This window comes from Escherichia sp. MOD1-EC6098 (genome assembly GCF_002965865.1).
GTDB classification, from domain to species: domain Bacteria; phylum Pseudomonadota; class Gammaproteobacteria; order Enterobacterales; family Enterobacteriaceae; genus Escherichia; species Escherichia marmotae.
This window is the reverse complement of record NZ_PTSN01000003.1, coordinates 88,560-109,077: the sequence shown is the minus strand read 5'-3', so window position 1 is coordinate 109,077 and position 20,518 is coordinate 88,560. Positions and strand designations below refer to the sequence as shown.

General features: G+C 51.1%; 21 protein-coding genes. 10 read left to right on the top strand and 11 right to left on the bottom strand.

The window, feature by feature from the left end:
- Nucleotides 1-102 precede the first annotated feature (102 nt).
- A complete protein-coding gene (gene narK, locus C0K55_RS05110; protein WP_105265986.1) occupies nucleotides 103-1,494 on the bottom strand; it encodes a nitrate transporter NarK in 1,392 nt (463 codons plus the stop codon).
- A 338-nt stretch (nucleotides 1,495-1,832) separates the two neighbouring features.
- Here narK and narX point away from each other — a divergent pair, with 338 nt between their 5' ends.
- Nucleotides 1,833-3,629 (top strand): nitrate/nitrite two-component system sensor histidine kinase NarX, encoded by a 1,797-nt coding sequence (gene narX, locus C0K55_RS05100; protein ID WP_016262059.1) that lies wholly within the window; start codon nucleotides 1,833-1,835, stop codon nucleotides 3,627-3,629.
- Nucleotides 3,622-4,272: a two-component system response regulator NarL gene (narL, locus tag C0K55_RS05095; RefSeq protein ID WP_000070491.1), complete on the top strand. Its 651-nt coding sequence runs from the start codon at nucleotides 3,622-3,624 to the stop codon at nucleotides 4,270-4,272. The genes narX and narL overlap by 8 nt, the downstream gene beginning before the upstream one ends.
- Here narL and C0K55_RS05090 read toward each other — a convergent pair whose 3' ends face one another.
- A complete protein-coding gene (locus C0K55_RS05090; protein ID WP_000087125.1) occupies nucleotides 4,273-5,667 on the bottom strand; it encodes a YchO/YchP family invasin in 1,395 nt (464 codons plus the stop codon).
- A 183-nt stretch (nucleotides 5,668-5,850) separates the two neighbouring features.
- On the opposite strand from C0K55_RS05090, the gene ychN reads away from it, so the two are divergent.
- On the top strand, nucleotides 5,851-6,204 hold the full coding sequence (ychN, locus tag C0K55_RS05085) for a DsrE/F sulfur relay family protein YchN (RefSeq protein WP_001169672.1): 354 nt from the start codon (nucleotides 5,851-5,853) through the stop codon (nucleotides 6,202-6,204).
- Nucleotides 6,205-6,247: 43 nt separating this feature from the next.
- On the opposite strand, the gene chaC is transcribed toward ychN, so the two are convergent.
- Nucleotides 6,248-6,943 (bottom strand): glutathione-specific gamma-glutamylcyclotransferase, encoded by a 696-nt coding sequence (chaC, locus tag C0K55_RS05080; protein ID WP_016248767.1) that lies wholly within the window; start codon nucleotides 6,941-6,943, stop codon nucleotides 6,248-6,250.
- Nucleotides 6,944-7,100: 157 nt separating this feature from the next.
- Entirely contained in the window at nucleotides 7,101-7,331 is a 231-nt protein-coding gene (gene chaB / locus C0K55_RS05075; RefSeq protein ID WP_105265985.1) for a putative cation transport regulator ChaB, read from the bottom strand.
- Nucleotides 7,332-7,599: 268 nt separating this feature from the next.
- Between chaB and chaA the strand changes: the two genes are divergently transcribed.
- Entirely contained in the window at nucleotides 7,600-8,700 is a 1,101-nt protein-coding gene (chaA, locus tag C0K55_RS05070; RefSeq protein ID WP_105265984.1) for a sodium-potassium/proton antiporter ChaA, read from the top strand.
- Between the two features lie 408 nt (nucleotides 8,701-9,108).
- A complete protein-coding gene (locus C0K55_RS05065; protein WP_032141347.1) occupies nucleotides 9,109-9,216 on the top strand; it encodes a type I toxin-antitoxin system toxin Ldr family protein in 108 nt (35 codons plus the stop codon).
- A gap of 179 nt (nucleotides 9,217-9,395) precedes the next feature.
- Here C0K55_RS05065 and kdsA read toward each other — a convergent pair whose 3' ends face one another.
- The 6 genes from kdsA to hemA are packed head-to-tail and all read right to left on the bottom strand — an operon-like array spanning nucleotide 9,396 to nucleotide 14,701.
- On the bottom strand, nucleotides 9,396-10,250 hold the full coding sequence (gene kdsA / locus C0K55_RS05060) for a 3-deoxy-8-phosphooctulonate synthase (RefSeq protein WP_000811071.1): 855 nt from the start codon (nucleotides 10,248-10,250) through the stop codon (nucleotides 9,396-9,398).
- 35 nt (nucleotides 10,251-10,285) lie between these two features.
- Nucleotides 10,286-11,095 (bottom strand): invasion regulator SirB1, encoded by an 810-nt coding sequence (gene sirB1 / locus C0K55_RS05055; RefSeq protein WP_001257034.1) that lies wholly within the window; start codon nucleotides 11,093-11,095, stop codon nucleotides 10,286-10,288.
- A gap of 3 nt (nucleotides 11,096-11,098) precedes the next feature.
- Entirely contained in the window at nucleotides 11,099-11,491 is a 393-nt protein-coding gene (gene sirB2 / locus C0K55_RS05050) for an invasion regulator SirB2 (RefSeq protein WP_000200357.1), read from the bottom strand.
- Nucleotides 11,488-12,321 carry a peptide chain release factor N(5)-glutamine methyltransferase gene (gene prmC / locus C0K55_RS05045; protein ID WP_061090499.1) on the bottom strand — a complete coding sequence of 278 codons (834 nt, stop codon included), beginning with the start codon at nucleotides 12,319-12,321 and terminating at the stop codon, nucleotides 11,488-11,490. The genes sirB2 and prmC overlap by 4 nt, the downstream gene beginning before the upstream one ends.
- Entirely contained in the window at nucleotides 12,321-13,403 is a 1,083-nt protein-coding gene (gene prfA / locus C0K55_RS05040; protein WP_000804714.1) for a peptide chain release factor 1, read from the bottom strand. The genes prmC and prfA overlap by 1 nt, the downstream gene beginning before the upstream one ends.
- Nucleotides 13,404-13,444: 41 nt before the next feature.
- The gene (gene hemA / locus C0K55_RS05035; protein WP_001516527.1) at nucleotides 13,445-14,701 is read right to left on the bottom strand and encodes a glutamyl-tRNA reductase; all 1,257 of its coding nucleotides are present in this window, start codon (nucleotides 14,699-14,701) and stop codon (nucleotides 13,445-13,447) included.
- A gap of 213 nt (nucleotides 14,702-14,914) precedes the next feature.
- Between hemA and lolB the strand changes: the two genes are divergently transcribed.
- The 4 genes from lolB (at nucleotide 14,915) to dauA (ending at nucleotide 19,291) form a co-directional block, all read left to right on the top strand.
- Nucleotides 14,915-15,538: a lipoprotein insertase outer membrane protein LolB gene (gene lolB / locus C0K55_RS05030; protein WP_001130692.1), complete on the top strand. Its 624-nt coding sequence runs from the start codon at nucleotides 14,915-14,917 to the stop codon at nucleotides 15,536-15,538.
- Nucleotides 15,538-16,389: a 4-(cytidine 5'-diphospho)-2-C-methyl-D-erythritol kinase gene (ispE, locus tag C0K55_RS05025; RefSeq protein ID WP_001516528.1), complete on the top strand. Its 852-nt coding sequence runs from the start codon at nucleotides 15,538-15,540 to the stop codon at nucleotides 16,387-16,389. The genes lolB and ispE overlap by 1 nt, the downstream gene beginning before the upstream one ends.
- A 150-nt stretch (nucleotides 16,390-16,539) precedes the next feature.
- Complete coding sequence (gene prs / locus C0K55_RS05015; protein ID WP_001516529.1) at nucleotides 16,540-17,487, top strand: ribose-phosphate diphosphokinase; 948 nt, start codon at nucleotides 16,540-16,542, stop codon at nucleotides 17,485-17,487.
- 124 nt (nucleotides 17,488-17,611) lie between these two features.
- Complete coding sequence (gene dauA / locus C0K55_RS05005) at nucleotides 17,612-19,291, top strand: C4-dicarboxylic acid transporter DauA (RefSeq protein WP_001033338.1); 1,680 nt, start codon at nucleotides 17,612-17,614, stop codon at nucleotides 19,289-19,291.
- 59 nt (nucleotides 19,292-19,350) lie between these two features.
- Here dauA and ychH read toward each other — a convergent pair whose 3' ends face one another.
- Nucleotides 19,351-19,629, bottom strand: a complete 279-nt coding sequence (gene ychH, locus C0K55_RS05000) for a stress-induced protein YchH (protein ID WP_000823885.1) — start codon at nucleotides 19,627-19,629, stop codon at nucleotides 19,351-19,353.
- A gap of 277 nt (nucleotides 19,630-19,906) precedes the next feature.
- Between ychH and pth the strand changes: the two genes are divergently transcribed.
- Nucleotides 19,907-20,491: an aminoacyl-tRNA hydrolase gene (gene pth / locus C0K55_RS04995; protein ID WP_000152932.1), complete on the top strand. Its 585-nt coding sequence runs from the start codon at nucleotides 19,907-19,909 to the stop codon at nucleotides 20,489-20,491.
- Nucleotides 20,492-20,518: the final 27 nt, after the last annotated feature.

The following is a 20,518-nucleotide window of genomic DNA, read 5'->3' as shown; positions in this document are numbered from 1 at the left end:
ACGCCGTTGAAATAATTATCTCTCTGGAAGGATGTTGTAACTAAATGACAAATAAAAAAAGCGCGACATTACGCCGCGCAAAGGATAATCAAATATTACGATTTATTTTTTAGAATGCCGACCATATACCACCCAGGTAATTACCACGCAGGCGATATAGAAAATCAAAAATACTTTCATTGCACCGACTGGCGAACCCGCTAATGCCAGTGAGCTACCGAACGCTTTCGGGATAAAGAAGCCACCGATAGCACCAATGGCAGAGATAAAGCCCAGCGCCGCTGCAGTGTCGGTTGCAGCCTCACGCATAGCGCGTTCGTCAGAACCACCTTCTGCTTTCACGCGATCCATCGTCAGTTTACGGAAAATCACGGAAATCATCTGGAAGGTGGAACCACTCCCCAACCCCGCCGTCAGGAACAGCGCGAGGAAGACCGCGAAGAACGCCATGAAACTTCCGCCCTGCCCGTCAGTCGGTAAGGTGAGGAACAGCAGGCCGCTGAAAATCGCCATCAGGACAAAGTTCACCAGCGTTACACGGGTGCCGCCGAGACGGTCAGACAGAGCCCCCCCCGCAGAACGTGCCAGTGCGCCAATAAACGGTCCGAAGAAGGCGTAGTGCAGAATCTGCACATCCGGGAACTGCGTTTTTGACAGCATGGCAAAACCCGCAGAGAAGCCGATGAAGGAGCCGAAAGTCGCCAGATACAGCAGGCTCATAATCCACAGATGACCCCGTTTGAGTACCGGCAACTGCTCCTTGATGGAGGCTTTCGAGGTAGCAAGGTCGTTCATGCCAAACCACGCCGCAATGGTGAAGATGGCGAGGAACGGCACCCATATCCAGGAGGCGTTAGCCAGATACAATTCGCTGCCATCCGGTTGTGTTACGCCCTGGCTACCAAATGCAGCAAAAATCGACAGTGATACCACCAGCGGAGCAACCAACTGCATAACGCTGACGCCCATGTTACCCAGACCACCATTCAGGCCCAGCGCGCCACCCTGTTTCTGCTTCGGAAAGAAGAAGCTGATGTTTGCCATACTGGAAGCGAAGTTCGCGCCAGCAAAGCCGCACAGCAGAGAAATGATGATAAATACGCTGTATGGCGTAGTGGTATCCTGCACGGCAAAACCCAGCCAGACACAAGGAATAATCAGAATACCAGTACTAAACGCCGTCCAGCGACGCCCACCGAAGATTGGAACCATAAAGGAGTATGGCACCCGCAATAATGCGCCAGAAACCGAAGGTAGTGCGGTTAAAAGAAATAGCTGATCGGTCGTAAAATTAAAGCCGACTTTCGGTAAGTTCACCGCGACAGCACTGAATAACATCCATACGCAAAACGCCAGCAGCAGACAGGGAACGGAAATCCACAGGTTGCGGCTGGCAATACGTTGACCGCGTTGTTGCCAGAACGCAGGATCTTCCGGTCGCCAATCTGTAATGACAGCTCCAGTAGCCCTTTCGGGGGCGGATGAGTGACTCATAGACACCTCTGATACTCGTTTCGATGTCTGCCACCTTAGTGGCTGTAGCTAAAGGTAATTTGATATAAATCAAACGACAATATAACTTTATCTATCATTGATATTTATCATTACCCATAGTGAGTACAGAGATTTCATAAAAATTATGAGATTTTTCACGGCGCTGTAAAATCCCTACCCTTACTGATGTAAAACGCCTAACCACACGGCAAATAAGGAGTAACTCTTTCCGGGTATGGGTATACTTCAGCCAATAGCTGAGAATAATGCCATTTCAGAATGTATCATCACATTCATTAAGGTTATTGCTCATTCAAAGCCTGAAGGAAGAGGTTTACATGCTTAAACGTTGTCTCTCTCCGCTCACCCTGGTCAATCAGGTTGCGCTTATTGTTTTGCTTTCTACCGCTATTGGACTGGCGGGGATGGCGGTTTCTGGCTGGCTGGTGCAAGGCGTTCAGGGCAGCGCTCATGCCATCAACAAAGCAGGATCGCTGCGTATGCAAAGTTACCGCCTGCTGGCAGCGGTGCCATTAAGCGAGAAAGACACGCCGTTGCTAAAAGAGATGGAGCAAACCGCCTTTAGCCCAGAATTAAGCCGTGCCGCAGAACGCGACGGGCAACAGGAACAACTAAAAAGTTTGCAGGAGTACTGGCGCAATGAACTCGTTCCAGGACTATTACGTGCGCAAACCAGAGAAACCGTATCGGCAGACGTCAGTCAGTTTGTTGCCGGGCTGGATCAGTTAGTCTCAGGTTTTGATCACACCACTGAAATGCGCATTGAGACGGTAGTGATGGTCCACCGGGTGATGGCGGTGTTTATGACATTGCTCTTGGTCTTCACCATTATCTGGCTGCGAGCGCGACTGCTGCAACCGTGGCGGCAATTGCTGGCGATGGCGAGTGCGGTAAGTCACCGTGATTTTAGCCAGCGGGCACATATCAGCGGTCGCAATGAAATGGCGATGTTAGGAACAGCGCTGAACAATATGTCTGCGGAACTGGCGGAGAGTTATGCCGTACTTGAGCAGCGAGTACGGGAAAAAACCGCCGGTCTGGAACATAAAAATCAGATCCTCTCTTTTTTGTGGCAGGCTAACCGTCGTTTGCATTCTCGCGCCCCGCTGTGTGAACGCCTGTCTCCCGTACTCAACGGCTTACAAAATTTAACCCTACTGCGTGATATCGAACTGCGGGTGTATGACACTGAAGATGAAGAGAACCATCAGGAGTTCACCTGCCAGTCGGATATGACCTGCGACGACAAAGGCTGCCAACTCTGCCCGCGCGGCGTATTACCTGTTGGCGATCGCGGCACGACCCTGAAATGGCGACTGACCGATTCTCATATGCAGTACGGAATTTTGCTGGCGACTCTGCCGCAGGGCCGCCATCTAAGCCATGATCAACAGCAACTGGTGGATACGCTGGTTGAGCAATTAACCGCCACTCTGGCACTGGATCGCCATCAGGAACGCCAGCAGCAGTTGATCGTGATGGAAGAGCGTGCCACCATTGCGCGCGAACTGCATGATTCTATTGCCCAATCTCTCTCTTGCATGAAGATGCAGGTGAGTTGTTTACAGATGCAAGGCGACGCGCTGCCAGAAAGCAGCCGCGACCTGTTAAGCCAGATCCGTAACGAACTGAATGCTTCCTGGGCGCAGTTGCGTGAGCTGCTCACCACATTCCGTTTACAGCTCACCGAACCGGGGTTACGCCCGGCACTGGAAGCAAGTTGTGAAGAATACAGCGCCAAATTTGGCTTTCCGGTGAAGCTGGATTACCAATTGCCACCGCGCCTGGTGCCTTCGCATCAGGCAATCCATCTGTTGCAAATTGCCCGTGAGGCATTAAGTAACGCCCTCAAACATTCGCAAGCGAGCGAGGTCGTGGTAACAGTGGCGCAAAACGATAATCAGGTCAAACTGACCGTCCAGGATAACGGCTGCGGAGTGCCTGAAAATGCCATCCGCAGCAATCACTACGGCATGATAATTATGCGTGACCGTGCGCAAAGTCTGCGTGGCGACTGCCGCGTCCGCCGTCGTGAATCAGGTGGCACCGAAGTGGTGGTCACTTTTATTCCCGAAAAAACTTTCACAGACGTCCAAGGAGATACCCATGAGTAATCAGGAACCGGCTACTATCCTGCTGATCGACGATCACCCGATGCTGCGAACTGGCGTAAAACAGCTTATCAGCATGGCCCCCGATATCACCGTGGTTGGCGAAGCAAGTAATGGCGAGCAGGGTATTGAACTGGCGGAATCTCTCGATCCGGATCTGATTCTGCTTGATCTGAATATGCCCGGCATGAACGGTCTGGAAACGCTGGATAAACTGCGTGAAAAATCTTTATCCGGTCGCATTGTGGTATTCAGCGTCTCTAACCATGAAGAGGACGTGGTCACCGCCCTGAAACGCGGCGCAGATGGCTATCTGTTAAAAGATATGGAGCCGGAAGATCTGTTGAAAGCGTTACATCAGGCTGCTGCTGGCGAAATGGTATTAAGCGAGGCGTTAACCCCCGTTCTGGCCGCCAGCCTGCGTGCTAACCGCGCGACTACTGAACGCGACGTCAACCAGTTAACGCCGCGCGAGCGCGATATTTTGAAGCTGATTGCTCAGGGCTTACCGAATAAGATGATTGCCCGCCGCCTGGACATCACAGAAAGCACGGTAAAAGTACATGTGAAGCACATGCTGAAAAAAATGAAGCTCAAATCTCGTGTGGAAGCCGCGGTATGGGTGCATCAGGAACGTATTTTCTGATTATGGTTCCCAGCGCAGTTCGTCCTTTGCCATCGCATCGAAAGGTTCGGCAAGCGTTAGCGTGATCTCATTGGAGGAGACACGCTGTCCCTGGTTATCTTCCACCACCACCGACAATCGCCAGTGATTGCTCGCCCCTTCCCCGCTCTGCCAGTCCGGCATGATCAGCGTCCAGCCATCCGTACTGTTGGCAGTTGCTCCCGACGTCAGACTTAACATCTGCGTATCTCCCTGCCAGATCAATTGGCGAATACCGTAACGACTGTGGATTTGTAATTTCAGCGGTACAGATTCGCCGGGTTTAAGATCCCAGGGCGGCGTCGCCAGAAACACCGTTAAAGTTTTACGCTGATGATACTCAATAACCGGCAAATTATTTCGCTGCGGATTGTCATAGCGACTACCGCGCAGCGACTGACTTTCCGCAACTTCACCAGCAGACAGTTGTTTATTGAGCGGCACGCCAAAACGGTAGTTAATATTCAGTCCGAGGTTATTTTGGCGTTCTCCACTTTCGCCTTGTTTATGCTGGGCGGTCACTGTGACGAGTGGCACAGGTGTGTAATTTAGCCCCAGACTCAAGGCAACTGGATTGTGATACCCCGTGCCAGAGTTAAACAGATCAACACTCTGGCCAAAATATTGTTCGACGCTGACGCTGGTGTTGATATGTTGGTAAAACGGCATTCGCATTCGGGCGGTCAGATCGTAACCGCGCGCCATACGTTGCTCAAGCGAAGCTGTCTGTTCACGCCATGAGGCAAAAGGCTGATAATAATTTGCCGACAGGCGCAGATATTCTCCCCAGGCTTCAGCACCAAAGCCTGCCCGCTGAAGATTTTCATCCAACAAGTTGTCATAAAACGTGTTGTATCCCATCAACCACGAGCCATGCTTCCAGCGTTGACCCACGCCAAGATTACTTACCAGACCATCGTCTTGCTGGGTCAGTCCAACCTGGCTCCATGTGAGATAGCGCTCGTTATCCAGCAACGGTACAAACCAGCTTCCCCGACTTCCGGTGAAATGTCCTTCGTTATCCACTTTGACGTCAACACTGGCGTTCCCCCACGGCGAAAGCCAGGATTCTACATGCTGATTAACCTGCTGGCTAAGCGCATCACGGACTTTTCCCAGCGCAAAGGCTTTCGCTTGTTCGCCTGTATCCTGACCGTTATCAGTCATACTGGTTTCACCAAAATCTTTCACAATTTCAGCGAAGTGTTTTTCACCGTCATGATTTTCCGGTGCCATTCCTAAATCCGGCAGACCATCATTATCGTTATCAAAAGGATTTGCCGATTGCTGCTCAAAGGATGGCTGTGCATCAGCCATACCGCCTGCCAGCAGCAAGAGTAAAAAAAGCGGGATAACACGAAAGACGATACGGCTCAAAACGTCAGTAGTTTCCGATAAAAATGAACACTCATTACTTTATAGAATAACGATTACTGGTAACTTTTCTCGTACTTTCTCACGCTTTATGGAAAATCCTAAAAATGCGGCAAATTGGTCAGACAGCACAAAAACAGTAAGATATAAATAGAAAGTCTAATTCTCTGAATACAGGAGTGAATAATGCAAAAAATCGTGATCGTTGCCAATGGAGCCCCCTACGGGAGTGAATCCTTATTTAACAGCCTGCGGCTGGCCATTGCGCTACGAGAGCAGAAGAGCGACCTGGATCTGCGTCTGTTTCTGATGTCTGATGCGGTCACTGCCGGATTGCGCGGACAAAAACCAGGGGAAGGCTACAATATTCAGCAAATGCTGGAGATCCTCACGGCGCAAAATGTACCCGTGAAACTGTGCAAGACCTGCACCGATGGTCGCGGCATCAGCCCACTTCCGCTGATTGACGGGGTTGAAATTGGCACTCTGGTCGAACTGGCGCAATGGACGCTGGCAGCCGATAAAGTGCTCACATTTTAATGTCTGGCGGGGCGTCCGACGCCCCACTATGACAGATGTTTCATCAGGCAAATCCTGGCCGTAACACACCATCCGGAAAATTATCCGCCAGCAGTTTTTTCACCGACACCAGCAAATCATTTAACCCGTCATCCTGCATCCCCAGCTTGATAAGCTCTTGTTCCAGTGAAAACAGGTATTGTGCGTTGGTTCCCAGCGGACCGCTCGCTGCCGCAATCAACGGCGCGATGACCTGAGCACGAGTGTCGGATTCATATTCTGGATGCCGTGGATCCATAATAAATACCAGTGCGTTTACTGTGCGCCCGTCATCAAGATCAAGCTGGCACCAGGTTGGCAGATAACAGCCAGTAATCATCTCCCGCTTCCACAGCAAAGTCAGTTCCTGCTCGAGCGACCCTTCCGGTAAGCGATACGCCACCCCTGTGGTGCGACCGCCCTCTTTCAGGGCAAGCATCCGTCCCGGCTGGTGCACTGTCCCGCGCCCCGCGGTCAGACGCAGGCAAAACGCCCGGTGCCACCCAACCAGCGTACCGGTACACGACTCGATAAACTCCAGCGCCGGATTCCACATCAGCGACCCATAGCCGAAGATCCACACCGGTCCGTTATCAGGACGGCAAGCCAGCGTCGCCGCCAGCGAGGCCGCCCGTTGTTCTGCTGACCATAAGAGTGATTCTTCAATGGCACCAAATGCCGTTTTACAATCGGCATTCATTAAGAAATCACGCGTTATCACCTTATACCTCCGCCACTGCATACTTCCTTGCGACAACTTATTGGTGTCTTCCGGACATTTTTACTGCTCATTTTGAAACCACTCTCGGGACAATATGCATTTCTCAGACCACTTGCAAGGCGACGCCGCACGAATAGCTTTAGTTCATCTCCGGGGATTACTCTTTTTTATGCCATTTATCATCATCCCCTTTGGCATATTCATGTTTCACTGCGGACCAGGCCACTTTATGCGCTGTCTCTTCACGACTGGCGTCATCACGCCAATCTTCTTTATCTTTATATTGATCCCAGGCGCTGTTGAATGCCTCTTTATAGATATCCTGGGCATGAGACGGTAGAACGTGTTTTACATTTTCTGGCAGATCGCTTTTTGTTTTATACGGCATTATTGACTCCTTTTTAAAGGTGAACTTTAAGTGTGGTCAACAATACCCACGCTTGCCAGCGTATAAGAATTCCCACGTTAGAATCTTCTTAAGAGACGCTAATACAAACATTGGCTAAACGCGTTGATTATTTTTATCCCCCAAAGAGTAAAAAAGCGGCAGCGGGGTAAAATTTCGTAAAATGTTACCGATATCCAGACACTTTCTGTTATTTTTTCCACCGATTTATTACATTTCCGACAAATTCATCTGCAAAGGGATAACCATAATGACAAATGCTCACGAGGCGGTAAAAACCCGCCACAAGGAGACCTCGCTTATTTTCCCGATTCTGGCGCTGGTGGTGCTGTTCCTGTGGGGAAGCGCTCAGACACTACCAGTGGTCATTGCCATCAACCTTCTTGCGCTTATTGGTATTTTAAGCAGTGCCTTTAGTGTTGTCCGTCATGCTGACGTATTAGCGCATCGCCTGGGTGAACCTTATGGTTCTCTTATTCTTAGCCTTTCAGTGGTTATTCTTGAAGTCAGTCTGATCTCAGCCTTAATGGCGACCGGCGATGCCGCGCCGACGTTAATGCGAGATACGCTCTATTCAATCATTATGATTGTTACCGGTGGGCTGGTTGGTTTTTCATTACTGTTGGGCGGACGCAAATTTGCCACCCAATATATGAATCTGTTTGGTATTAAACAGTATTTGATCGCCCTGTTTCCGCTGGCAATTATTGTGCTGGTATTCCCGATGGCTCTGCCTGCGGCGAATTTCTCAACCGGTCAGGCGTTACTGGTGGCATTAATTTCCGCGGCAATGTACGGCGTATTTTTGCTGATTCAGACCAAAACGCACCAGAGTCTGTTTGTCTATGAGCACGAGGATGACAGCGATGATGACGATCCGCACCACGGCAAACCGTCTGCCCATAGCAGTCTGTGGCATGCTGTCTGGTTGATTATCCATCTGATAGCGGTGATTGCAGTCACCAAAATGAACGCCAGCCCACTGGAAACGCTCCTCACCAGCATGAATGCCCCGGTGGCCTTTACCGGTTTCCTGGTGGCACTGTTGATTCTTTCGCCGGAAGGTTTAGGGGCGTTAAAAGCCGTATTAAACAACCAGGTCCAGCGTGCGATGAATCTGTTCTTTGGTTCGGTATTAGCGACAATTTCGCTGACCGTACCTGTCGTGACGCTGATCGCCTTTCTGACGGGCAACGAATTGCAGTTTGCTCTTGGTGCACCGGAGATGGTGGTGATGGTGGCCTCTTTAGTACTGTGTCATATCTCATTCTCCACCGGGCGTACTAACGTCCTCAACGGCGCAGCGCATCTGGCTCTGTTTGCCGCCTATTTGATGACGATATTTGCCTGACATTGATATCTCCCCTGATGACAGAGATCGGGGGAGATAAGAAAAATCCCTCCGTGTTTCATCTCTTTTGACCTTCCTGAGTAATTCATTAATCAGAATTGCGAGCCTGTGCCACCGCTTGCACGAAATCACTGCAACAGTTGGTGAAAATCCGGAATGTACTCTTCATTACGAACGTTTCAGGGGTGAAGTAAAGAAAACTTGAAGTGTAGTATCCACGCCAAGCCGGAGTTATCCGGTGAGGCGCAATGTTGTGGGGGCTTTATCCCTGGCGGCATTGGTTGCTGGAAAGAGAAAACCCCCGCACGTTGAGAGGTCAAACCTGACAACAGAACGGGGGCTAATCTTGAAACCAGACACTTCAAGAATAGCCGCAAAACGTTGTCATTACAACAAAAAGGCGGCTATATGACGCTCGCGCAGTTTGCCATAACTTTCTGGCACGACCTGGCAGCACCGATCCTTGCGGGAATTATCACCGCAGCGATTGTCGGCTGGTGGCGTAACCGGAAATAAGGTGAAGACGGGTGTCAGGCTGCCGTGATGGCAATATGCGCCCGAAACCGGCCGCAGGAGTAACAACCTGCGGCCTTTTTTGTATCCTTTGCCCATAAAAAACTGCACCTTAATCAGTTGGGTGTCCAACTTTTGGGGTGCAGCCAAAACGCTAAGGCTTTTGTTTTTAAGCAAAAAGATTACTTGCTGGTATCGAGTTCTTCGAAACCTTTAACCAGCTCATCAATTGCTTTCATCTGCTTGAGGAATGGTTCCAGTTTCGCCAGCGGCAGCGCGGATGGACCATCGCATTTCGCATGTTCCGGATCCGGATGCGCTTCAATAAACAAACCAGCCAGACCTACTGCCATACCGGCACGTGCCAGTTCGGCCACCTGGGCACGACGACCACCGGAAGCTGCACCAAACGGATCGCGGCATTGCAGTGCGTGGGTAACGTCGAAAATTACCGGCGAGTTGCCAGACACTTTCTTCATTACGCTGAAGCCCAGCATATCGACAACCAGGTTGTCATAACCGAAGTTAGCGCCACGATCGCAAAGAATAACTTTTTCGTTGCCGCCTTCTTTGAATTTATCAACGATGTTACCCATCTGGCCTGGGCTGACAAACTGTGGTTTCTTGACGTTAATTACCGCACCAGTTTTCGCCATGGCTTCCACCAGATCGGTCTGGCGAGCAAGAAACGCCGGTAGCTGAATCACATCCACAACATCAGCAACAGGCTGTGCCTGGCTTGGCTCGTGAACGTCGGTGATAATTTTTACGCCAAAAGTTTGCTTCAGCTCCTGGAAGATTTTCATCCCTTCTTCCAGGCCCGGCCCACGATAAGAGTGGATGGAGGAGCGGTTGGCTTTGTCAAAAGAGGCTTTGAACACGTAAGGGATACCCAATTTCTGGGTCACGGTTACGTAGTGCTCGCAAATGCGCATCGCCAGATCGCGGGATTCCAGCACGTTCATACCGCCAAACAGCACGAACGGCAGGTCATTTGCTACGTTGATGTCGCCAATGCTAACCACTTTTTGTTTCATAGGATCGCCTTAATCTTAAGTAAAATGTCGATTAATTAATGCAGCACAATATGTTTATGCGCGATGTTATTAATTTGCGCACGGATCATTTCGCTGATCGGGTCTTCCGGACACTGTTCAACGAAATAACTTAAATCATTCAACGCAACGTGTTCGCAATCCAGTTGCGCATAAATCAACCCGCGATCGCGAATTTCATACGGATCTTCCGGGTTGAACTGTAATAAGGCTTCGCTGGTGCGTAATGCAAGTTCCATCTGGTTTTCTTCCATCAGTGATGCTTTCAGCGTATCCAACAGCTTGCGGATAACCTCAATGTTATCTGCTTCATCCAGGTCTTCATAAAACAGTTCCGCAGATGGGCTGATATTTCCCTTTAACCATATATCCAGCATATGTTCGCTTAACGATTCACCGTTAAAAGGGTTAATCAGCCAAATTTCGCCATCCGAACATTCAATGCGCAAAATAAGCTGCGTCGGGAAAATCACCGGCAGTAGCGGCAAATCGAGACGATTAGCGACCCACAACAAAATGGCACCTAACGATACCGCACTGCCCTGCCTGTTCTTCAACACATGGTCAAGCCATAAAGCATCGGAGAGGCGATAAACACCGCGTGAGGCTTTAAACCCCCATTCGCCGTAAAACAGCGCGATCAATTTTTCCAACTGCTCTTCTAAAGGTAGAAGCTGGTTAATTTCTTCCTTCGCCAGACTAACGAGACGCTCCAGTTCGTCGTATACATCTTGCGAGGGAAAATCGCGGCGGATTGCTTCGCAAGCCAGGATCATGCCTTCGCACAGCGGCGCTTTATTAAATTCGAAATCAGCTAACGATCTCATGACTTACCCCAGTAACGGTACTTTTGTGGTGGCGAGTTTAATGATGATGTACAGCACCACCAGCGCCAGCGGGAAGGTAATAATGCGCACCTGCTGACTGTGCACCCGACGGTAATCGAGAGCAATAAAACCCAAAACGATATAAATGATAACTCCAAACAGCTTTTCAGTCAGCCATTGTGCCTGCCCGGAAAATGGCAGGATGTGCGCTTTAGCCATCAGCGCAACGCCGCTGAACAATAACACTGTATCAATAACTGGCGGCAATACTCGCGTCCAGCGAGCAAATGCCAGTGAATGCTCCTGGTAGCGTAACCAAAAACGCAGGGCTAAAAAGCCGACAGAAAGCACGATACTGATGAGATGAACGCAAAGCAGCGTGTTGAAACTTGTCATCGATAATAGCGACCAAGCGTCACGCGCTCGTTATCACCGTAGTCACGACAGGTTTCGACATCACGATAACCCGCCTGCATAAATGCCTGCCGCACCACTTCGCCCTGCTGCCAGCCATGTTCCAGAAGCAGAAATCCGCCGGATGCGAGTGCATTACGCGACTGTTCGATGATGTGAACGATATCAGCCATACCGCTGTCTGCCGCAACCAGCGCCGACAACGGCTCAAAGCGGACATCGCCTTGTTGAAGATGTGGATCCTGCTCGTCGATATACGGTGGATTGCTAACAATCATCGCAAACTGCTGCTCGTCAAGTGCACTAAACCAATCGCTTTGCAGGATATGGATATTTTTAATCGCCAGATGCTGTGCATTGCGCTTTGCAAGGGCAACTGCATCAGGCATTCGGTCAACCGCCGTAACATCACAATCCGGGCGTTCACTGGCCAATGCCAGGGCTATCGCCCCGGTGCCAGTACCAAGATCGAGAATGCGACAAGGCCGTTCAGGCAAGCGTGTCAGCGCCTGTTCTACCAGACATTCGGTGTCCGGACGAGGAATCAAAGTCGCTGGCGAAACAAACAACGGCAACGACCAGAATTCACGCACACCGGTTAAATGAGCAACGGGTTCACCGGCGCGACGACGCTCCAGCAGCGCGTCGAGTTGCTCTCGTTGCTCGTCAGTCAGGTGCGTTTCACCAAAGGCGAGAATGTAAGTGCGTCCCTTGCCGGTAACATGTTCCAACAAAATTTCAGCATCGCGCCGCGGGCTTTCACTCGCCTGAAGTTGGTTTATTGCTTCGCGCAACCATTGTTGATATTCCATTATTCTTGCTCGGACAACGCCGCAAGTTGGTCAGCCTGATGTTCCTGAATAATCGGTTCAATCAGCATATCCAGCTTACCTTCCATCACTTCATCCAGACGGTAGAGCGTCAGGTTGATACGGTGATCGGTGACGCGCCCCTGTGGGAAGTTATAGGTACGGTTACGGTCGCTGCGATCGCCACTCCCCAGCAGGTTACGGCGGGTCGAGGCTTCCGCCTGCTGGCGTTTTGCCATTTCCGCCGCATGGATGCGAGCACCGAGCACTGAAAGCGCCTTCGCTTTGTTTTTATGCTGTGAACGTTCATCCTGACATTCAACAACGATGCCGGTCGGCAAGTGGGTAATACGGATTGCCGAATCGGTGGTGTTAACGTGCTGACCTCCCGCTCCTGAAGAGCGGAAAGTATCAATGCGCAAATCCGCCGGGTTGATATCTGGCAGTTCCGCTTCTGGCAGTTCCGGCATTACAGCAACGGTACAAGCAGAAGTATGGATCCGCCCCTGCGATTCCGTAGCAGGGACACGCTGCACGCGATGACCACCGGATTCAAATTTCAACCGACCATACACACCATCGCCGCTGATTTTAGCAATGATCTCTTTATAACCACCATGTTCACCCTCACTGGCGCTCATGATTTCCACACGCCAGCGACGGGTTTCCGCGTAGCGGCTGTACATGCGGAACAGATCGCCAGCAAACAACGCGGCTTCATCGCCGCCGGTTCCGGCGCGCACTTCGAGGAAGGCGTTGCGTTCGTCATCAGGATCTTTTGGCAGCAAAAGAACCTGAAGTTGTTGTTCCAGTTGCTCGCTTTTCTCTTTCGCTTCGCGCAGTTCATCCTGCGCCATCTCACGCATTTCTGGATCGTCGAGCATCATCTGTGCGGTTTCGATATCTTCCTGCACTTGTTGCCAGTCGGTGAAACAGCGCGAAACATCACTTAACTGCGCATATTCACGAGATAATGCGCGAAAACGATCCTGGTCAGCGATGGTTTGCGCATCACCCAGCAATGCCTGAACTTCTTCATGGCGTTCATGCAGGGCTTCCAGTTTGGCAACGATAGAAGGCTTCATAGGCGTAAATGCACCCTGTAAAAAAAGAAAATGATGTACTGCTACTCCAGCCCGAGGCTGTCGCGCAGAATATTCAGGCGTTCGTTATCCCCGTCACGGGCGGCCTGTTGGAGTGATTTCGTTGGCGCATGGATCAGGCGGTTAGTCAGTTTCCATGCCAGATCCTGCATAATGGCTTGCGCGTCGCCGCCTTGTTCAAGAGCCGCTAACGCTTTGGCGGTTAACTCATCGCGAACCTGCTCTGCCTGACTGCGATAATCGCGAATGGTTTCACTGGCGCTTTGTGCACGCAGCCACGCCATAAATTCGCTGGCTTCCTGAGCGACGATGGTTTCCGCCTCCACGGCGGCAGCTTTACGCTGTGCCAGATTGTGCGAAATGATGCTTTGCAGATCATCAACGCTGTAAAGGTAGGCGTTCGCCAGTTTGCCGACTTCCGGCTCGACATCGCGCGGAACGGCAATATCCACCAGCAGCATCGGTTGATTGCGACGGCTTTTTAATGCACGCTCCACCATGCCTTTACCGATGATCGGCAATGGGCTGGCGGTAGAACTAATGATGATATCGGCTTCACGCAGACGTTCATCGATGTCGCTCAATGCAATCACTTCCGCGCCAACTTCATCTGCCAAAATTTGTGCTCGTTCGCGAGTACGGTTGGCGATAATCATCTTCTGCACTTTATGTTCGCGCAGATGACGTGCCACCAGCTCAATAGTTTCGCCCGCCCCCACCAGTAATACCGTCACCGTAGAGAGTGATTCAAAGATCTGTCGCGCCAGTGTACAAGCCGCAAAAGCGACAGACACGGCACTGGCACCAATATCTGTTTCGGTACGAACGCGTTTCGCTACAGAAAAAGATTTCTGGAACATGCGCTCCAGTTCGCTCGCCTTCATATGGCCTTTTTGCGAATCGGCAAACGCTTTTTTCACCTGGCCGAGAATTTGCGGCTCGCCCAGAACCAGTGAATCCAGACCACTGGCGACACGCATTAAGTGGCTAACCGCATCGTTATCCTGATGCCAGTAGAGGCTATTACGCAGATCTTCTTCATTAAGATTATGGTAATCGCACAACCAGCGAATAAGCGCCTCTTGCAGGTTATCCTGTTCTTCAACGCTAAGATAAAGTTCTGTGCGGTTACACGTCGACAGCACCACGCCGCCCTGCACCATCGGCTGCGCGAGCAGGCTGTCCAGCGCCTGATCGAGCTTATCCGGCGAAAACGATACACGTTCTCGCAGCGATACAGGTGCCGTTTTATGGTTGATACCGAGTGCTAAAAGGGTCATGTCTGCGGGAAATAATACCAACGTTGATATGGTTAGTCTGCTCGCATCATACAGGATGCGCGGGATCAATAAAAGAGAGCGCCCCCTTTTGGAGTAATTGCCGAAACCCGTTAGATTCTGGCAATTAAGACAACTTGAACATAGACGATAGCGGACGGTAACGCTAGCATTAAGGGTTATAACTGCAACGTATCTCAAGGACTTGTCATCATTATGCCCCTGCCCGATTTTCGTCTTATCCGCCTGCTACCGCTGGCAGCCCTCGTGCTCACTGCCTGTTCCGTTACCACGCCCAAAGGTCCAGGCAAAAGCCCGGATTCGCCACAGTGGCGTCAGCATCAGCAAGACGTTCGTAATCTTAATCAGTATCAGACTCGCGGTGCGTTTGCTTATATTTCCGATCAACAGAAAGTCTACGCCCGCTTTTTCTGGCAGCAAACCGGTCAGGATCGTTACCGTCTGCTGCTGACTAACCCATTGGGCAGCACCGAGCTGGAGCTGAATGCGCAACCAGGTAACGTGCAGTTAGTGGATAACAAAGGCCAGCGCTACACCGCTGATGATGCCGAAGAGATGATAGGCAAATTGACCGGGATGCCAATACCGCTCAATAGTCTGCGTCAGTGGATTTTAGGTTTGCCGGGAGACGCGACCGACTACAAACTGGACGATCAATATCGCCTGAGTGAAATCACCTACAGCCAGAACGGCAAAAACTGGAAAGTGGTATACGGTGGTTATGACACTAAAACGCAACCAGCGATGCCTGCCAATATGGAGCTCACCGACGGCGGTCAGCGCATCAAGTTAAAAATGGATAACTGGATAGTGAAATAATGCGGACTCAGTGGCCTTCTCCGGCAAAACTTAATCTGTTTTTATACATTACCGGTCAGCGTGCGGACGGCTACCACACGTTGCAAACGCTGTTTCAGTTTCTTGATTACGGCGACACCATCAACATTGAACTTCGTGACGATGGGGAAATTCGCCTGTTAACGCCCGTTGAAGGCGTGGAAAACGAAGATAACCTGATTGTTCGCGCGGCACGCTTGCTGATGAAAACAGCAGCCGCCAGCGGGCGTCTTCCGGCGGGAAGCGGTGCAGATATCAGTATTGACAAGCGTTTGCCGATGGGCGGCGGTCTGGGCGGCGGTTCATCCAATGCCGCGACTGTTCTGGTGGCGTTAAATCATCTCTGGCAATGTGGACTCAGCATCGAGGAGCTGGCGAAAATGGGGCTGACGCTGGGCGCTGATGTGCCTGTCTTTGTGCGTGGTCATGCTGCTTTTGCCGAAGGCGTTGGCGAAATATTAACACCGGTGGATCCGCCAGAAAAATGGTATCTGGTAGCACACCCTGGTGTGAGTATTCCGACACCGGTAATTTTTAAAGATCCCGAACTCCCGCGCAACACGCCGAAAAGGTCAATAGAAACGTTGCTAAAATGTGAATTTAGCAATGATTGCGAGGTTATCGCAAGAAAACGTTTTCGCGAGGTTGATGCGGTGCTTTCCTGGCTGTTAGAATACGCCCCGTCGCGCCTGACTGGGACAGGGGCCTGTGTCTTTGCTGAATTTGATACAGAGTCTGAAGCCCGCCAGGTGCTAGAGCAAGCCCCGGAATGGCTCAATGGCTTTGTGGCGAAAGGCGTCAACCTTTCCCCATTGCACAGAGCCATGCTTTAAGCCGGGCAAGCTGAGTTTCGGTGACAACGTCACCTTGTTCCAGACGTTGCATCGCGCTCTTTAATACACCGCCTGGAAAGAATATTGCCTGGCCCGCACAGTTTTCGGCAGATTCTTTCCACCAATGGACGCATGCCTGAGGTTCTTCTCGTGCCTGATATGAAGCTTTTTGCTGGTAACGCCACCCCGGAACTAGCACAACGTATTGCCAACCGCCTGTACACTTCACTCGGCGACGCCGCTGTAGGTCGCTTTAGCGACGGCGAAGTCAGCGTACAAATCAACGAAAATGTACGCGGTGGTGATATTTTCATCATCCAGTCCACTTGTGCCCCTACTAACGACAACCTGATGGAATTAGTCGTTATGGTTGATGCCCTGCGTCGTGCTTCCGCAGGTCGTATCACCGCTGTTATCCCCTACTTTGGCTATGCGCGCCAGGACCGTCGCGTCCGTTCCGCTCGTGTACCAATCACTGCGAAAGTGGTTGCAGACTTCCTCTCCAGCGTCGGTGTTGACCGTGTGCTGACAGTGGATCTGCACGCTGAACAGATTCAGGGTTTCTTCGACGTTCCGGTTGATAACGTATTTGGTAGCCCGATCCTGCTGGAAGACATGCTGCAGCTGAATCTGGATAACCCGATTGTGGTTTCTCCGGACATCGGCGGCGTTGTGCGTGCCCGCGCTATCGCTAAGCTGTTGAACGATACCGATATGGCAATCATCGATAAACGTCGTCCGCGTGCGAACGTTTCCCAGGTGATGCATATCATCGGTGACGTTGCAGGTCGTGACTGCGTACTGGTCGATGACATGATCGACACTGGCGGTACGCTGTGTAAAGCTGCTGAAGCGCTGAAAGAACGTGGTGCTAAACGTGTATTTGCGTATGCGACTCACCCGATCTTCTCTGGCAACGCGGCGAACAACCTGCGTAACTCTGTAATTGATGAAGTCGTTGTCTGCGATACTATTCCGCTGAGCGATGAAATCAAATTACTGCCGAACGTGCGTACTCTGACCCTGTCAGGTATGCTGGCCGAAGCGATTCGTCGTATCAGCAACGAAGAATCGATCTCTGCTATGTTCGAACATTAATCGAACCCGGCTCAAAGACCCGCTGCGGCGGGTTTTTTTGTCTGTAATATCCATTTGTATGACCTATGCCTCCTTCACCTGCCATTTAGTTGACAGATGATGCGCTCACGGATGAAACATTATTGTGAACAAAATATTCTCCTCACATGTGATGCCTTTCCGCGCTCTGATCGACGCTTGCTGGAAAGAAAAATACACTGCCGCACGGTTTACCCGTGACCTGATTGCCGGGATTACCGTCGGGATTATTGCTATTCCGCTGGCGATGGCGTTAGCAATTGGCAGTGGCGTAGCTCCACAGTACGGTTTATACACCGCTGCTGTTGCAGGGATTGTCATTGCTCTGACGGGTGGGTCGCGCTTTAGCGTCTCCGGTCCGACTGCGGCATTTGTGGTAATTCTCTATCCTGTTTCGCAACAGTTTGGACTGGCAGGCCTGCTGGTTGCGACATTGTTGTCTGGGATCTTTTTGATCCTGATGGGGCTGGCACGCTTTGGCCGCCTGATTGAGTATATTCCGGTTTCCGTTACCTTAGGCTTCACCTCGGGTATCGGGATCACCATCGGTACGATGCAGATTAAAGATTTTCTCGGTCTGCAAATGGCTCATGTCCCGGAACATTATCTGCAAAAAGTTGGCGCATTATTTATGGCGCTGCCGACGATTAACGTGGGTGATGCCGCAATTGGTATTGTTACGCTTGGGATCCTGATTTTCTGGCCGCGCCTGGGCATCCGTTTACCTGGTCACCTTCCAGCATTGCTGGCCGGTTGTGCGGTGATGGGAATTGTTAACCTGCTCGGCGGGCATGTTGCTACCATCGGCTCGCAATTCCACTACGTTCTGGCCGATGGCTCCCAAGGTAACGGTATCCCGCAACTGCTGCCGCAGTTGGTGCTACCGTGGGATCTGCCCAATTCAGAATTCACGCTAAGCTGGGACTCCATTCGCACTCTTCTGCCTGCAGCATTCTCAATGGCAATGCTCGGGGCGATTGAATCTCTGCTCTGCGCTGTGGTACTGGATGGTATGACCGGGACGAAACACAAAGCGAATAGTGAGCTGGTCGGCCAGGGGCTGGGGAATATCATTGCCCCATTCTTTGGCGGTATTACCGCTACAGCCGCGATCGCGCGTTCTGCCGCTAACGTCCGTGCCGGGGCGACTTCCCCCATCTCGGCGGTAATTCACTCTATTCTGGTTATTCTTGCCCTGCTGGTACTGGCACCGCTGCTTTCCTGGCTGCCGCTTTCCGCCATGGCTGCCCTGCTGCTGATGGTGGCGTGGAACATGAGTGAAGCGCATAAAGTAGTCGATTTGCTGCGTCATGCGCCGAAGGATGACATCATCGTCATGCTGCTGTGCATGTCACTGACCGTGCTGTTTGATATGGTTATTGCCATCAGCGTAGGGATCGTGCTGGCATCGCTGCTGTTTATGCGCCGTATCGCCCGTATGACTCGCCTGGCTCCGGTAGCAGTAGACGTGCCTGACGATGTACTGGTTCTGCGTGTTATCGGCCCGCTGTTTTTCGCTGCGGCTGAAGGTCTGTTCACTGAACTGGAATCACGTCTGGAAGGAAAACGAATTGTTATTCTGAAGTGGGATGCCGTTCCGGTGCTTGATGCCGGTGGTCTTGATGCGTTCCAGCGTTTTGTGAAGCGACTGCCTGAAGGGTGTGAACTGCGCGTGTGTAACGTGGAATTTCAGCCTCTGCGCACAATGGCTCGATCCGGTATTCAACCGATTCCGGGACGCCTGGCGTTCTTCCCGAATCGCAGCGCAGCGATGGCTGATCTGTAAGAAAGGCATTAAACTGACCAGTCAGCGCAAACTGACTGGTCAGTAAACTGCATTATACATTAGCTATGACGACGATTATCGCTACGGCGGCAACGTTTGTCATAGTGGCGAACCCACCAGTAACGGTCGCACACCTGTTCATGCCCACCAACACGGGCACCCGCCAGCCAGAGAATGGCACCGACGAAAATACTCAGCACTGCACCATGTGCGAAATACTGGGGCATATTAAACTGTGGTAACTGGTTGAGGATTGAATACCCCACGCCAACCACCATCACCACCAGACCCAACCCCATGAGCACGTTACCGAGTAACGAAGCGTTTTTGCGTTTCATATGTCACCTCCGGAACTTTCTGGGTTGTAACAGGGAATACCCCTCATCCTTATGTGTAAAGTATAGACAACACCCTGTGGCTTATGTGCGGGTGTGATCACAATTACCCCCTTTATTTCAACAAAACTTTACAAATAACCATCTGAACACCCTGACTTTCTAATAGTCTGTAGAGGCAATTATTGTGTTGTCAGCATATAAGGCGCTGTTTTTTGTCAAGCGGGGCCGCAACCAGTAAACTACGCGCCAGTTATGTACTCACTCAGGACAAAAAAACGTGACGATTAAATTGATTGTCGGCCTGGCGAACCCCGGCGCTGAATATGCAGCAACGCGACATAATGCTGGTGCCTGGTTCGTTGACTTACTGGCGGAGCGTTTACGCGCCCCTCTACGGGAAGAAGCTAAATTCTTCGGTTATACCTCACGAGTGACTCTCGGAGGAGAAGATGTCCGCCTGTTAGTCCCGACTACATTTATGAATCTCAGCGGCAAAGCAGTCGCAGCGATGGCCAGTTTTTTCCGCATTAACCCGGATGAAATTCTGGTCGCCCACGACGAACTGGATCTGCCTCCTGGCGTCGCCAAATTTAAATTGGGCGGTGGCCACGGTGGTCACAATGGACTGAAAGACATCATCAGTAAATTAGGTAATAACCCTAACTTTCACCGTTTACGCATCGGAATTGGTCATCCGGGCGATAAAAACAAAGTTGTCGGCTTTGTGTTAGGCAAACCACCTGTTAGTGAACAGAAGTTAATTGATGACGCCATCGACGAAGCGGCACGTTGTACTGAAATGTGGTTTACAGATGGCCTGACCAAAGCAACGAACCGATTGCACGCCTTTAAAGCGCAATAAGTCGTTGTCTGCGGCATTTTTGCCGAG